This window comes from Helicobacter pylori NCTC 11637 = CCUG 17874 = ATCC 43504 = JCM 12093, assembly GCF_900478295.1.
GTDB lineage: Bacteria > Campylobacterota > Campylobacteria > Campylobacterales > Helicobacteraceae > Helicobacter > Helicobacter pylori.
This window is the reverse complement of sequence record NZ_LS483488.1, coordinates 1627300-1641921: the sequence shown is the minus strand read 5'-3', so window position 1 is coordinate 1641921 and position 14622 is coordinate 1627300. Positions and strand designations below refer to the sequence as shown.

The 14622-nt window shown below is 39.1% G+C and carries 10 protein-coding genes, 2 rRNA genes and 1 pseudogene; 3 read left to right on the top strand and 10 right to left on the bottom strand.

Annotated features, from left to right (window positions below):
• Positions 1 to 18 precede the first annotated feature (18 nt).
• The 5 genes from DQL14_RS08165 to rsfS are packed head-to-tail and all read right to left on the bottom strand — an operon-like array spanning position 19 to position 4043.
• Positions 19 to 870, bottom strand: a complete 852-nt coding sequence (locus tag DQL14_RS08165) for a phosphoethanolamine transferase (RefSeq protein WP_108169369.1) — start codon at positions 868 to 870, stop codon at positions 19 to 21.
• A gap of 10 nt (positions 871 to 880) precedes the next feature.
• Positions 881 to 1684, bottom strand: a complete 804-nt coding sequence (locus DQL14_RS08160; RefSeq protein ID WP_108169368.1) for a sulfatase-like hydrolase/transferase — start codon at positions 1682 to 1684, stop codon at positions 881 to 883.
• 9 nt (positions 1685 to 1693) lie between these two features.
• Positions 1694 to 2797, bottom strand: coding sequence for a glycosyltransferase family 8 protein (locus DQL14_RS08155; protein ID WP_108169367.1), 1104 nt, complete (start codon positions 2795 to 2797; stop codon positions 1694 to 1696).
• Positions 2798 to 3694 carry a tRNA (adenosine(37)-N6)-dimethylallyltransferase MiaA gene (gene miaA / locus DQL14_RS08150; protein WP_108169366.1) on the bottom strand — a complete coding sequence of 299 codons (897 nt, stop codon included), beginning with the start codon at positions 3692 to 3694 and terminating at the stop codon, positions 2798 to 2800.
• A gap of 7 nt (positions 3695 to 3701) precedes the next feature.
• A complete protein-coding gene (gene rsfS / locus DQL14_RS08145) occupies positions 3702 to 4043 on the bottom strand; it encodes a ribosome silencing factor (protein WP_108169365.1) in 342 nt (113 codons plus the stop codon).
• Positions 4044 to 4102: 59 nt separating this feature from the next.
• Here rsfS and queF point away from each other — a divergent pair, with 59 nt between their 5' ends.
• On the top strand, positions 4103 to 4549 hold the full coding sequence (gene queF / locus DQL14_RS08140) for a preQ(1) synthase (protein WP_108169364.1): 447 nt from the start codon (positions 4103 to 4105) through the stop codon (positions 4547 to 4549).
• Positions 4550 to 4661: 112 nt separating this feature from the next.
• Here the strand turns inward: queF and DQL14_RS08135 are convergent, their stop codons facing one another.
• The 3 genes and pseudogenes from DQL14_RS08135 to DQL14_RS08125 form a co-directional block, all read right to left on the bottom strand.
• Entirely contained in the window at positions 4662 to 5558 is an 897-nt protein-coding gene (locus DQL14_RS08135) for a hypothetical protein (protein WP_108169363.1), read from the bottom strand.
• 149 nt (positions 5559 to 5707) lie between these two features.
• On the bottom strand, positions 5708 to 7507 hold the full coding sequence (locus tag DQL14_RS08130) for a DUF262 domain-containing protein (RefSeq protein WP_108169362.1): 1800 nt from the start codon (positions 7505 to 7507) through the stop codon (positions 5708 to 5710).
• A pseudogene (locus tag DQL14_RS08125) lies at positions 7507 to 8000 on the bottom strand (hypothetical protein). Before DQL14_RS08125 ends, DQL14_RS08130 begins: the two are co-directional and overlap by 1 nt.
• Before the next feature lie 974 nt (positions 8001 to 8974).
• Here DQL14_RS08125 and DQL14_RS08115 point away from each other — a divergent pair.
• Positions 8975 to 11861 (top strand): 23S ribosomal RNA (locus DQL14_RS08115).
• A 236-nt stretch (positions 11862 to 12097) separates the two neighbouring features.
• Positions 12098 to 12215, top strand: a 5S ribosomal RNA gene (gene rrf / locus DQL14_RS08110).
• A 611-nt stretch (positions 12216 to 12826) separates the two neighbouring features.
• Here the strand turns inward: rrf and DQL14_RS08105 are convergent.
• Together DQL14_RS08105 and DQL14_RS08100 are read right to left on the bottom strand one after the other, a co-directional pair.
• Positions 12827 to 13705: a YihY/virulence factor BrkB family protein gene (locus tag DQL14_RS08105; RefSeq protein WP_108169360.1), complete on the bottom strand. Its 879-nt coding sequence runs from the start codon at positions 13703 to 13705 to the stop codon at positions 12827 to 12829.
• Complete coding sequence (locus DQL14_RS08100) at positions 13705 to 14553, bottom strand: biotin synthase (protein ID WP_108169359.1); 849 nt, start codon at positions 14551 to 14553, stop codon at positions 13705 to 13707. The genes DQL14_RS08105 and DQL14_RS08100 overlap by 1 nt, the downstream gene beginning before the upstream one ends.
• Between the last annotated feature and the right edge of the window lie 69 nt (positions 14554 to 14622).

Below are 14622 nucleotides of genomic sequence, written 5' to 3'. Positions count from 1 at the left end.
GAGAGCAGAGCCTTATCATTATTTAGTCCTATCATAATCCATGCTGCCATAACAAACGATCCTTTTTCTTTGGGCGTTAAATTTAGGGCTAAAAAGGTTTTTACTCTCTATCTCATCTTTAGTGTGAATGCCTACCAAAGGCAAAAGAGAGTGGATTAAATCATCGCTCATGAAAGGTTTATTTAAAGCGTTTTTAATCAACTTCACTTTCTCGGGGTGTTTTTCTTTAAAAATATCGCTCACGTAAATCATAAAAGGGATTTCTAAGCCCGCTTTAGAACACCTATGCCCATAAGTGGAGCCGCTTTCAAAAATATCTTGAGCATGATCGCTCAAATAAAACACAATAGCGTCTTTATCTTTAAAGAGGTTAAAAATCCCATTCAAAACAAAGTCGTTATAATAAAGCGAATTGACATAATCAGCAACGATTTGTTTGTCTCTATCATTGCTCACATGCAAATTAGAAAAAGACAAATCGCTTGGTTTGAATTTGGCAAAGCTTTTAGGGAAACGATCGGCATACCAAGAATGAGAGCCAAGCAAATGGAACACGATAAAATTCTTGCTTTTTAATTGGGGTTGGACATTTTTAGAATAAAATTTCACTAGCTCTTCATCGTATGCACCATAGTTTCCTAAAATATAGTAGCGGTTTTTAGAACGATTAGAGACTAGATTTTGTGTGATCCCCCATTGATCGACGATTTGTTTTTCTAACCAAAAAGTTTCATAATGGGATCGCTTGAAAATGTCTATCATGTTATGATAATGATACCAAGGCTTATTCGTTTCAGCGTTGCTGTAATTGAGCAGGCTTTCAAAGACATCAGAGGTGTGGGCTTCTTTGCTTATCGTGTCAGAAAACACGAACAGGTTGTTACTCTCTCTCTCTCTCGTTGGCGAGTTGGCTCAATAAGGGATTATTAGGGGCGTTATAGCCATAGAGTTGCATGAAATTTCTGCTCGCGCTTTCGCCGATGACTAAGATAACATTTGAAACATCGCCCGTGCTAGAAAGATAATCGCTTGGTAAATAAAGGTTATTTAAAAAGCTATAAAATTTTATGGCTTGTTGGCGATCAGTTAAGCTCAAATAGGCGGAATAAAACCCCCTAGTTAAAGAAAGAGAAAAGAGTGATCTTTTTAAAATCGCATCGTTCTTTGTAAGGTGTTTAATGTTACGAACGCTCCCTATGGTGAGGATAGAAAGCCCTAAAACGCCCGCTATCACACCAGGCACAAGCGCTCTAAAGCGAATGATTTTAATAACAATCAATAAAGCGATCAAAATAAAAGCGTAGTAAAGCAAATAATTTTTATAGCTTTTTATAAACGCCATCGTTTCAGGGCTGTTTGTGGCTAAAAGCGTGTCAATCAAGCCTTTGGAAAAAGACATTTTAAACATAAACAGCGTAAAAATTTCTGCCACGCTAAAAATAATACCGCTTCCTATAAACAGCCATTCTAATGAATACCGCAAGCGTTTTTTAGGGATTAGCGCGCAACCATAATACACCACAAACCCGATTAAAAAAGCGCCTAAAAAGCCTTTAGAGAAAGAAAACAAATCGCTATTTTTGTAAGCGTTAGAAAGAGCGTTGCAAAGAAGGAATATTAAAAACTTTTCATCTAGAGTTACGCTACTGGCAAAGAATTTTAAAAACTTCAATAATTTTTCCATGAATGCCCTTTAAGAAAGTTTGAAAACTTTTTTCAAAATATTTTTTATCCTAAAATAAAAATAATCCCTAATCGTTTTTGATCGGATATGGGTTTTAAAAGATTGCATTTGTTGGTCTTTAGCCATTTCAAGGCGTTCTTTAAAAAAATCGTTTTTAAAAGGGGTGCAAAAAAGGTTGGCGAGCCAAAAACCCGCTTCAGCTTCATAGCAAATCAAACGCCCATTCAAAGAACTCACAGAACGCCACGGCTTGTATTGGATGAAATGGAGCATGATAATATTTTTAGGGTAGTGCTGGCTGAAAGAATCAGAATAGCAATTATAATAAATAGGCAATTCTAAAATACGCTCTAAAAACACCATATTGATTAAACACTGCTCAGGGTAGAAAAGATCTTTCCCCCTAGTTTTCAAAAACTCTAAAGCGATCTTTTCAAACCCATTTTCGCGCCACAAATCTAAATTCGCTACCAAAAAGCCCATGTTAAAGCCCTGATGGATGCGTTGTAATTCGTTTTGGCTAAAGCGTGAAAAATCAATCTTAAAATTCTTACAAGCACGCTCAATAAAATGACAAAAAGCTTCAAAAGGAAGGTGAGAAAATGTGTCTCTCACCATGCCAAGCAATTTAGTGGGTTCATTATCCAGCGCAAAATAAGCGCTTACAACATCGCCCAAAAACACCGTATCCACATCTATGGAAATGATTTTAGAATAATTAGGGAAGAGCGAAGCGAGCAAAAGCCGGCATAAAATGAGAAGCCCGCCATAACGCTTGGAGCAAGACTCATTGAGATAACTTTCTATGGAATGATCGAGCGAATTGATGTCTATAAACTCTAATGAAGCGAATGTTTTAAAAGGCTCAAGGGTTTTTAAAAGCTTGTTTTGCTGCTCTAAAGTGACTCCTTTAATCAAACAATGGATTTTATACACGATGTTAGCGCCTAAAAGTTGGTTGCTTTGATTTAAGGGGCTAAAGTCTATCATGCTTGTGTGTCTGCTCGCATGGGAGAGTAAAGAATAAAGGCAAACTCCTGCCCCTAGCGCGTAATTCTTATCAAAACTCATAAAAATAGGGATAACTTGATCGGGTAAATTTTGCGTATCCATTTATCGCTCCCTTATATCGCTTTTTGAGTGTTTTAAAATCGCATGCCTAACTTCTTTAACGCCCCCTACATAAAGGTTATTGAATTGGGTTTTATTGAAAGTGTTTTGGCGCTTGGCTAATTTGATGGTGTTAGAGATAATCGCTTCTTCTAGCTCCTTTAAAGTGAGTTGTTTTTCTAAAAAAAGAATGCTTTCTTTAACGCCTATGGCTTTAAAAGGCTGCGAGTCTTTAGGGTATTTGGCATAAAGGGCTTTGATTTCTTCAATAAGCCCTGAATGGAGCATGTTCTTGGTGCGCTGTTTGATGTTGCTATGAAGCGCGCTTTTTTCAATAGAAAGGGCGAATAATGAGATAGCATGCTCAAAGGGTTTTTTAGGGTTAGCCTTAAAATACTCGCTTGGGGGCGTGTGGGTGGAATAAAAGATTTCTAAAGCCTTGTGGATGCGGTAGGTGTCGTTTGGATGGATTTTAAAAGCCATGTTAGGGTCAATGGATTTTAAAAACGCGTAAGGGTTAGCTAGGGCGCTGATTTCTCGCTCTATTTTTACAACCTCCTCACCGCTAATTTTTGGCGTATCGCTCAAACCTTCTAAAATGGATTTTAAGTAAAAACTGCTCCCTCCCACAATGAGTAAAATTTCTTTAGAAGACACCCTCATAGCGTCCTCTAAAAGGGTTTTAAAAAGGGGAGCGTTATTTTTTTCATCAATGTTAAGGTGATCTAGGGCGTAATGCTTGATGTTTTTTCGTTCTTTCAGGCTGGGTTTAGCCGAAGCGATGTCAATATTTTTATAAATACTCAAAGAATCCAAAGAAAAGATTTCAGCGTCCAATTCTTGGGCTAATTCAATGGAAAGAGCGCTTTTCCCGCTCCCGCTAGGCCCTAGAAGCGCGATGAGTTTCTTAGGCGTTTTGATAAGGAAGCTCCCTTTTATAAGCGTTCAAAAACCCTTCTAAGTCAAATTTTTTACGGCATTCTTCGGTGAAAAGATGGATCATCAAATCCCCTAAATCCAAAATGATCCACTCTTCATTAGACTCATCTATCTGGTAAAAGACTTCCCCTAAAGGTTTAAGAGTGTTTTTAAGCGCATCTAATAAAGAAAGGGCATGCTTATTCGCTAGCGTGGTGGCGATAATGACATCTTCTACCAAATAGGGGGTTTTAGACAAATCAATATGCGTAATATCAAAAGCCTTTTTTTCATCTAATAAAGCCGTAATCGTTTCTATGCGTTTGTTCATGAGTTTCCTAAAAAATGGGTTAAAATAGCCTTATTATAACTTAAATCAAGGAAAGATTAATGACCCCTGAACTAAACCTCAAATCCTTAGGCGCTAAAACGCCCTATATTTTTGAATACAACAGCCAGCTATTAGAAGCTTTCCCTAACCCAAACCCCAATTTAGACCCCTTAATCACGCTAGAGTGCAAGGAATTTACAAGCCTTTGCCCCATCACTTCTCAGCCGGATTTTGGCACTATCTACATCCGCTATATCCCTAAAAATAAAATGGTAGAAAGCAAGTCTCTCAAACTCTATTTATTCAGTTACAGAAACCATGGGAGTTTTCATGAGAGCTGTATCAATACGATATTACTGGATTTAATCCAATTGCTAGAACCAAAGTATTTGGAAGTGTATGGGGATTTTGTCTCTAGGGGCGGGATTGCGATCAAACCCTTTGTGAATTATGCGATCAAAGAATACCAGGAATTTAAAGAAAAACGCCTTTTGAATGCGAAATAACGTGCAAAGATAGGGTTTTAAGATTAAAGCCGTTCCAAATTAAACGGACAAATTAGAGAGAGAATGAAAAGAGCAAGAAAAGAGATTAAAAAAGGAGACCCCACAGGGGGGGCTACCCCTCATAATTTACCGCCTCCTCACCTCTAGCAACAACATTTCCCTCATCATCATAATCCTCGTCCCTAAATCCATAAGACCAAAGATTGTCGGCTAACACATTAGGTGTCAAGCCTGCACATGTTAAATCGTATTTATTGATACCACCATCGCATAAGAGTTGTGCCACAAATTTTGCCTCTTCTTTATTTTTAGGTAAATACTTCGCCCACTCTTCCAAAGTGATACCTTTACCCTTACCGTCGCTCCTCTCTAAATTTAAGGCATAATGCTCAATAACACGACAGAAACTATGGACATCCCCCATGAGCATATCATCAAAGCTATCAAACATACAATTTTCAGTGTCCCTATTTTCAATCATAGCATTAAACTCCGCATCGCTATGATGCTTTAAATCAGCCATATAAGAGAGCGCATGTAAAATGATTAAACTCGCTTGAAACCCTGCCCCATTATAACTCATCGGAGCGAACAACACACCAAGTCGCATACTTCTTTTTTCGTTAGCATAAAGCTCCGCCATAGTGAGAAAACCGCCCTCATTCTCATCAGCAAAATCAAAGTCCAATTTGAAACGATTTTCTTTCTCTTTAGCAGTAGAAGTCCTTTCCTTAACACTCGGTCCGCTCGTAACGATTTTAAGCCCTTTTAACAAGTCATCAGCGCTTTTTTCGGCGTGATTTTTCGCAACTTCATTCAAAGGCACTTCCTTAAACCATTTTAAGAACTTGTCGCTATTGAAAGCGTAAGTGGCTTCGTTGCCTTTTTGGCTCCTTAAGGTTACACGATTAAACCCAATATTAATGACTTTAGCCTCCACCACTTTGTTATTGATCGTGGCTTTGACTGACGCGCCTAACTCTAACTTATTTTCGTTTTGAAAACCCATAAAATACTCCTTGATAAAAATTTGTTTTAAAATCCGCTATAATCGTCCGTTCAATGTTTTTTTAATGTTTTTATCTTTTTGGCATGGCTTGTTCCTCCTTGTTGGGGTGTGAAGCGCTAAAAATAGACCCTTTATTTTTGAGTATCGCATCATTCAATGTCCTTTAAAAGAGCGTTTTTAAAAGCTTTAAGCGCACTTTCACCCACCAATTCAGCGATACGATAACGCGCGATTAAAAAGTCTAATAATTTTTCGCTTCTTTCTTTGATTTGCGCGACCCCAAAAGAAGCGTTTTTAGCCACTTCTTTTTCGCTATAAGAGCCTTTAAGGTATTCTTTTCTTTTTTCCTCAAAAGGCTTGTTGCTTAAAGAGCTGTTAGCGTTTTTAAGGATTAAGAGCAAGTTCCCTAAGGCATGCACGATGTTAGGGTTTTTGGCCCAATCTTTTTCTTTAGCGCTATAGCCTTGATCGGGTTTTTGAGGCAGGATATACTCAATGCTTTCTATACTGCCATCAAAATTCAAAGTCGTTTCAGGGTTATGGTATAGCTCGTATTCATACAGCAAGTAATTCAATGCCTTGTCCCATTTATACCATTTTTCAGCATTCTTTTTAGAAAGGATACTCTCTTCAAGCAATTCCAAGCCGCTATACTTGCCCTTGAAAAAACTCTTTTCTAGCGTTGGAAGATCTTCAATGGCGATATTTTCTTCCCCATATCTATACGCTCTGAACGCTATAAAAGCCAATTCAATCCATTCATTTTTAGCTGTATCCCTACCAGCAACCCCATAGACTAAAAACCCGAAACGCTCTAAATACTCTAATAAACCCTCTAATTCTTGGGTGGTATAAGGCTGTTCATTAGCGCTTCTTCCAACAAGCTGTATGGTTAAAAGAGAGAGCAATAAGGGAAGAAAAGCGTTATCTCTCAAAGCGTTTAAGCGCCGCATTTTGTCTAACAAGCCGCGCGTTTTAGGCGTGATTTCAATCCTAAGCTCTTCATCATCAAGCGTGTGCAAGAAATTCCAAACTTTAGAAGAATAAGACAGATAAAATAACAGCTCGTCTATTTTGTCATATTCATCGCTAAAGGGTGTATTATGGGTATATTTTTTATGAGCGTCAAACGCTGTATTCAATAATCTCTCTTTAAACTTGCTATTCTCGCCATAATAATACGCCACAAAATGCTTTAAAAAACTTTCTAAATGATCGTCTTCAAAGGATCTCAAATCGTAATAAATGATCGTGTAGGTATTATTGATCTCTTTTTGAAGTGTTTCTAATTTTTGTCCATTACAAATCTTGTGCGCCACAAAATGCAAGCGGTTTTTTAACAATTCTAAAGTGGATAGATCCTTGCCACGATTGTTAATCGTTTCAAAAGAACTGAACGGATCGATTCGGTTATCGTTCAATCCCACCACGCTAAAAAGCATTTTCTTTATAAGGGCATCAAACATTTTTTCAAGCGTTTCCATAGGCGTATCGCTGATTTTTTCTTTAAAGAATTCGTAAGCCTCAATAAGATTTTTAGCGTAAAAAGAAGTTTTGAACGCTTTTAAATCTTTTTCTTCTTCAATGATCGCCCTAAAAGCTTCACTCAAACCATAATACCTATAGGATAAAATGGGTTCAAGGTTGATTAAAGAATACTTTGGGTCTTTGTTTTGGGTGGTTTTGGCTAAAAGGCCCAGTAAAATCAGGCTTGTAGCCAATCGTTGTTGGCAGTCTATGATTTCAAAAGCACTGCTTTCAAGCTCATTTTCAGACTCTCTTAAGGTTAAGCTATGCATGTAATGGAATTTATCTCCCAGTTTGGACACATGCTCTAAATCGTTCCAAAAATCCTTTAATTGCCTTATTTGCCATGCATACCCCCTTTGATAGCTAGGGATTTCAAACATGCCTTTTTCAATCACTCCGTCTAAATTTAACAATTCCATTAAAATCCTTTCATAGGTTTATGGGTAAAACCCATAACCCTTCATTTTTTCGCTCAATCAATTTCATTGAATTTTGAAGTTGTAGGTAATTTGTCAAACAATATGCGTTTTTATTGACCAATTCTTCGTATTCCTGGCTCCCTTTTTGAGCGCAAACGCCATAAATCCCTAACGATCCCCCACCATCAACTCCAATGCGATCATGGTCAATCTTTAGAGCAAAAACGCTCCGTTGGACTATAGCTTCTTTAGTTGATTTCTCATACACAATAGCAACAGCATAATCCGCTTTACGCACCTTTTGAAAATCCTCTTCTTGAGCCACTTTATCCATTCTTGGGCGAAAAAAAGTCAAAGTGCATTCCTCACAAGCTTGTTTGAAAGGCTTGCCTTCTAAATCCGTATTTGTTGGATCGTTGTAATAATTACTTTGGAATAAGCACAACAACAAATTGTATTTTTCATGCGCTTTTAAATCTTCTAACTGAGCCATCACTTCTCCTTTGAATTTAACTCTGTAAGCCCCACTGATTTAAAAATGGGGCTTATGGAATCAAATGGTTTAAAAAAATTGTGGCACGGATTAATGAGAGAGGGAATAAAAGGGTTAATAATAGGGGGAATAATAAAGAGTAGGGGATTTTTAAATCGGTTTTGGTAAAAGTTATAATAATAGGGTAGCGTTGCTTGATTGCTTGATTGCTTGATTGCTTGATTGCTTGATTGCTTGATTGCTTGAATGGTTGAATGCCATTTCTACCCCTTTTTGAAAAAAAGATGACATGGAGCATTGTATCTAGTGGTATTCAATCAATGGTTAATGGTGCGTATTTATTTTTTAATGATGCGTTTTGTTTTTTAATGATGCGTTTTTATCTTATTTTAATGATGCGTTTAATCTTTAAAGCTTTATTTTTTAGCCCCCCATTCCAATCGCTCCCCCATCATTTCCAATAACGCTTATCCATTCCTTTCAAACTTTAAAATTCCTTTCAAACTCTAAATTTTCTTCCAAAATTCTCAAAACTTTAAGCAAACTTTAAGCATTGCATGTCTATAATTACATTTCGTTTTTAAAGACAAGCTTTAAAAAGTTCTTTAATTTGAAACCACTCAAACAAGTTCTAAAAGCCAAAAAGCTTTTAAACAAGTTTAAACAAGTCATAAAAGCCAAAAAGCTTTTAAAAATAAAAAGCTCATTGACTGATTAAACTTGGCACTTAAAAAAGATTAGGGATCAAGCATTTTTAGTCTTCTTTAAAGGGTTTAACAGAGCGATTGTAGCAAGTTTTTAAAGAAAAACGAAGTTATTTGATTTAACATTGTTAATAGCCTATGTAAAAGTAAAGTAAAACTACAATAACTCTGTCTTATATTCATTAAGGCAGTGGTAGCGCTGAAGAATATTCGTGCAATTGTCGTTATTCATTATAAAAGGGCGGGTTTTAAAGGATATTTTAAAATTTAAAACAAGCTTTTAAGAGCAGATGGCGGATGCCTTGCCAAAGAGAGGCGATGAAGGACGTACTAGACTGCGATAAGCTATGCGGAGCTGTCAAGGAGCTTTGATGCGTAGATGTCCGAATGGGGCAACCCAACTAATAGAGATATTAGTTACTCTTTAATAGAGAGCGAACCTAGTGAAGTGAAACATCTCAGTAACTAGAGGAAAAGAAATCAACGAGATTCCCTAAGTAGTGGCGAGCGAACGGGGAAAAGGGCAAACCGAGTGCTTGCATTCGGGGTTGAGGACTGCAACATCCAAGAGAACGCTTTAGCAGAGTTACCTGGAAAGGTAAGCCATAGAAAGTGATAGCCTTGTATGCGACAAGGCGTTTTTAGGTAGCAGGATCCAGAGTAGGCCAGGACACGAGGAATCCAGGTTGAAGCCGGGGAGACCACTCTCCAACCCTAAATACTACTCTTTGAGCGATAGCGAACAAGTACCGTGAGGGAAAGGTGAAAAGAACCGCAGTGAGCGGAGTGAAATAGAACCTGAAACCATCTGCTTACAATCATTCAGAGCCCTATGATTTATCAGGGTGATGGACTGCCTTTTGCATAATGATCCTGCGAGTTGTGGTATCTGGCAAGGTTAAGCGAATGCGAAGCCGTAGCGAAAGCGAGTCTTAACAGGGCGAACAAGTCAGATGCTGCAGACCCGAAGCTAAGTGATCTATCCATGGCCAAGTTGAAACGCGTGTAATAGCGCGTGGAGGACTGAACTCGTACCCATTGAAACGGGTTGGGATGAGCTGTGGATAGGGGTGAAAGGCCAAACAAACTTAGTGATAGCTGGTTCTCTTCGAAATATATTTAGGTATAGCCTCAAGTGATAATAAAAGGGGGTAGAGCTCTGATTGGGCTAGGGCTGCTCGCCGCGGTACCAAACCCTATCAAACTTCGAATACCTTTTATCGTATCTTGGGAGTCAGGCGGTGGGTGATAAAATCAATCGTCAAAAGGGGAACAACCCAGACTACCAAATAAGGTCCCTAAGTTCTATTCTGAGTGGAAAAAGATGTGTGGCTACTCAAACAACCAGGAGGTTGGCTTAGAAGCAGCCATCCTTTAAAGAAAGCGTAACAGCTCACTGGTCTAGTGGTCATGCGCTGAAAATATAACGGGGCTAAGATAGACACCGAATTTGTAGATTGTGTTAAACACAGTGGTAGAAGAGCGTTCATACCAGCGTTGAAGGTATACCGGTAAGGAGTGCTGGAGTGGTATGAAGTGAGCATGCAGGAATGAGTAACGATAAGATATATGAGAATTGTATCCGCCGTAAATCTAAGGTTTCCTACGCGATGGTCGTCATCGTAGGGTTAGTCGGGTCCTAAGCCGAGTCCGAAAGGGGTAGGTGATGGCAAATTGGTTAATATTCCAATACCGACTATGGAGCGTGATGGGGGGACGCATAGGGTTAAGCGAGCTAGCTGATGGAAGCGCTAGTCTAAGGGCGTAGATTGGAGGGAAGGCAAATCCACCTCTGTATTTGAAACCCAAACAGGCTCTTTGAGTCCTTTTAGGACAAAGGGAGAATCGCTGATACCGTCGTGCCAAGAAAAGCCTCTAAGCATATCCATAGTCGTCCGTACCGCAAACCGACACAGGTAGATGAGATGAGTATTCTAAGGCGCGTGAAAGAACTCTGGTTAAGGAACTCTGCAAACTAGCACCGTAAGTTCGCGATAAGGTGTGCCGCAGCAATGCGGTCTCAGCAAAGAGTCCCTCCCGACTGTTTACCAAAAACACAGCACTTTGCCAACTCGTAAGAGGAAGTATAAGGTGTGACGCCTGCCCGGTGCTCGAAGGTTAAGAGGATGCGTCAGTCGCAAGATGAAGCGTTGAATTGAAGCCCGAGTAAACGGCGGCCGTAACTATAACGGTCCTAAGGTAGCGAAATTCCTTGTCGGTTAAATACCGACCTGCATGAATGGCGTAACGAGATGGGAGCTGTCTCAACCAGAGATTCAGTGAAATTGTAGTGGAGGTGAAAATTCCTCCTACCCGCGGCAAGACGGAAAGACCCCGTGGACCTTTACTACAACTTAGCACTGCTAATGGGAATATCATGCGCAGGATAGGTGGGAGGCTTTGAAGTAAGGGCTTTGGCTCTTATGGAGCCATCCTTGAGATACCACCCTTGATGTTTCTGTTAGCTAACTGGCCTGTGTTATCCACAGGCAGGACAATGCTTGGTGGGTAGTTTGACTGGGGCGGTCGCCTCCTAAAAAGTAACGGAGGCTTGCAAAGGTTGGCTCATTGCGGTTGGAAATCGCAAGTTGAGTGTAATGGCACAAGCCAGCCTGACTGTAAGACATACAAGTCAAGCAGAGACGAAAGTCGGTCATAGTGATCCGGTGGTTCTGTGTGGAAGGGCCATCGCTCAAAGGATAAAAGGTACCCCGGGGATAACAGGCTGATCTCCCCCAAGAGCTCACATCGACGGGGAGGTTTGGCACCTCGATGTCGGCTCATCGCATCCTGGGGCTGGAGCAGGTCCCAAGGGTATGGCTGTTCGCCATTTAAAGCGGTACGCGAGCTGGGTTCAGAACGTCGTGAGACAGTTCGGTCCCTATCTGCCGTGGGCGTAGGAAAGTTGAGGAGAGCTGTCCCTAGTACGAGAGGACCGGGATGGACGTGTCACTGGTGCACCAGTTGTTCTGCCAAGAGCATCGCTGGGTAGCTACACACGGATGTGATAACTGCTGAAAGCATCTAAGCAGGAAGCCAACTCCAAGATAAACTTTCCCTGAAGCTCGCACAAAGACTATGTGCTTGATAGGGTAGATGTGTGAGCGCAGTAATGCGTTTAGCTGACTACTACTAATAGAGCGTTTGGCTTGTTTTTTGCTTTTTGTATAAGATAACGGCAATAAGTGCGAATGGGTTACCACTGCCTTACTGAGTGTAAGAGAGTTAGAGTTTTATAAAGACTTTTATAGGGTTAAACTTTAATGAGGAATGAGATACCATCTCAATGGTTTAAAGTTAAAAGCTATTAACGATCTTCTTTGTTAAAAAACAGCTCCCTATAAAGAGAAAGGGGAGTTAAGGGTAAATGCGTTTTATCTTTAGCTCCCTTTTCCTTGTGCCTTTAGAGAAGAGGAACTACCCAGTTAACCATTCCGAACCTGGAAGTCAAGCTCTTCATCGCTGATAATACTGCTCTTTTCAAGAGTGGGAATGTAGGTCGGTGCAAGGATAGGGAAATGTTTTTTAGTCTTGCTTTTTATTTAATTTCATTATTGATTATATTTTAGTGCTTTATTTTTCTGTTGCTTTTTTATTTTTTTTATTTTTGGTTGTTTTGTTGATTTATTCAAAGGTTTTAGGGTTTTAAGAAAGCGAGTTTGATGGCAAAATAAAACTTAAAGTCATAACATAAGATCTAAAATCCAATTTTTTAGAAAGTTTAATATCTTTGGAAAGAGTCCGCACCAATTAAACATGGATTTAGAAAAAAGTTTTATTCTCTAAAGAATGTAATTATTTATAAAACTCTTATCCAAGCTTCTTTTTAAAGGAAGTTTATGAAGTTTTTTAAAATCCCTAAACTGCGTTAAATTCCAAAGAGTGATAAGAAATGTTTCTAGAAAGTTTTATTCTTTAAAAAGTTATCGCTTTATAACCAAGATCTTTAGTTTGATTGTAAAAAACGCTTTTAGCGTTTTAGATTTTTATTCTTTATTCCACTGGTGTTGCTTTTTATTTCTTTTGTTTTTAACTTTTTAGTTTGGGGTGTTGTGGGGTTTGCGTTTGAATGGTTTTTGTGTTTTGGATTTTTAGAACCGATCTAAAAGAAAACTTTTTTCATCAAGTTTCTTTTTTAAAAAAGCCTAAAAATTTCTTAAACACTTCTTTAGGATCGAATGTATCGCACACCTTGCACCCATACATGCCAATTAAAATCACAAGCCAGCTCACATACACCCAGCTCATCAAAAACCACAAAATAGAAACGCTCCCATAAAGCTCATGGTAAGTGCGATTATACAACACATAATAAGTGAAGGCCCATTTTAACACATGCCAAGAAACGCTCGTAAAAAACACCCATAAAAACACCCAAAAATAATGTTTAAACACCTTATTCGTGGGAATGGTAAAAAGGATCAAAAAAAACGCGTAAGTGCCTATCCATCTTAAAACATGCAACAAATTTGAATCTTTATCTTCAAAAAACACTTGGATCTTAATGTCAAAAAACACCACCAAAGGCAGAGCGAATAAAAACACTAAAGTCGTGCCAAAACCCCAAAATAAAAAGATTTCTTTACCCTTAAAATGCGCATAATCTCTGGGCTTTGCATCAAAAATTTTTGACGCGATGGAGCGGTAGTTTTCACAAAAAAGCACCAACGCCACCACAATAGACACCTCTTCAAGCGTGCCTAAAGTCATGTCTGTTTTTTTAAAATTTTCTAAAAAATCCTTAATCGCGCCAATGAGTTTAGGAGCGTTAGGGAAAATCAAGGCTTCCATTTCACCGCTGTGCGCTTGCATGTAATGAGACACAAAAAGACTAAACACAAACAACAAAATAGGCGATAAAGACAAAATCGTATAAAAACTCAAGCTGGAAGCGTAGTAAAACAATTCGCTCAAGCCCAAAAAGGCGTTTTTCAGACGCTCGGGGAAAATCATTCTAAGAAGGCGCAAAAACCCTCTAACGCTTTTAAAAAGTTCTCTCATTAATGACAGCTTGTCGCCATTGTCAAGCCATAAGAGAGCAGTTTTTCTATATCTTTTTTAGGGGCTTTGCCTTTGGTGGTTAAATAATCCCCTAACACCACCGCATTGATGCCGTATTCAAAAAGCTTGGCTTCCTTTTTGTCGTTATCTTTAAACACCACTTCACGCCCCCCAGCCACCATAAGCCTAGCGTTAGGCAAAAACTCTTTAGCCAAAAGCACGCATTCTAGGGCTTCATCCGCACTCAAAGTCTCTGCATCAATGGGCAATACCGGGTTTTTAATGAAAAAATTAATGGGCGTGGTGTGCGGAGAGAGCGAAGCTAACGCCCTAAGCATTTCAATCCGATCTTCCCAGCTCTCATTAAGCCCAAAAATCCCCCCACTGCACAAGCCTAATCCCGCCCTTAAAGCGTTTTCGCATGTGATAAACCTTTCTTCCCATGTGTGCGTGGAACAGATTTTAGGGAAGAAATTTTGCGAAGTTTCTAAATTATGGTTATAGCTATGAATGCCCGCATCTCTTAAAAACTCTAATTGCTCCAAATTTGCGCGCCCGCAGCATGCGATTAAATGCAAGCCTAATTCTTCTTTGTTGATGGCTTTAGCTAATTTGGCGATGTATTCGCATTTTTCATCGTCTAATTCGCGCCCTGAAGTAACCAGACAAAACCCTAAAGCCCCTAATTGTCTTAACGCTCTAGCCTCTTGTAAAACCACTTTTTCATCTTTGAATTTATAGCGCTTGATCGCTCCTTGATGGTGTGAGCTTTGCGTGCAATAAGCGCAATCTTCCTTACAATCCCCACTGCGCACATTGGAAATGGAACATAAAAAAATCTCTTGCATAATCATTCCTTTGTTTTAAAAAAGTTGGTTTTTTGAGATTGATTATAGCAAAGAAAAAGAAGCGCTTTT

Excerpts from the sequence above, each read along its gene's own strand:
- DQL14_RS08160 (WP_108169368.1), bottom strand. The coding sequence starts at position 1,684 with ATGGAAAAATTATTGAAGTTTTTAAAATTCTTTGCCAGTAGCGTAACT.
- DQL14_RS08155 (WP_108169367.1), bottom strand. The coding sequence starts at position 2,797 with ATGGATACGCAAAATTTACCCGATCAAGTTATCCCTATTTTTATGAGT.
- rsfS (WP_108169365.1), bottom strand. The coding sequence starts at position 4,043 with ATGAACAAACGCATAGAAACGATTACGGCTTTATTAGATGAAAAAAAG.
- queF (WP_108169364.1), top strand. The coding sequence starts at position 4,103 with ATGACCCCTGAACTAAACCTCAAATCCTTAGGCGCTAAAACGCCCTAT.
- DQL14_RS08135 (WP_108169363.1), bottom strand. The coding sequence starts at position 5,558 with ATGGGTTTTCAAAACGAAAATAAGTTAGAGTTAGGCGCGTCAGTCAAA.
- DQL14_RS08130 (WP_108169362.1), bottom strand. The coding sequence starts at position 7,507 with ATGGAATTGTTAAATTTAGACGGAGTGATTGAAAAAGGCATGTTTGAA.
- DQL14_RS08105 (WP_108169360.1), bottom strand. The coding sequence starts at position 13,705 with ATGAGAGAACTTTTTAAAAGCGTTAGAGGGTTTTTGCGCCTTCTTAGA.
- DQL14_RS08100 (WP_108169359.1), bottom strand. The coding sequence starts at position 14,553 with ATGCAAGAGATTTTTTTATGTTCCATTTCCAATGTGCGCAGTGGGGAT.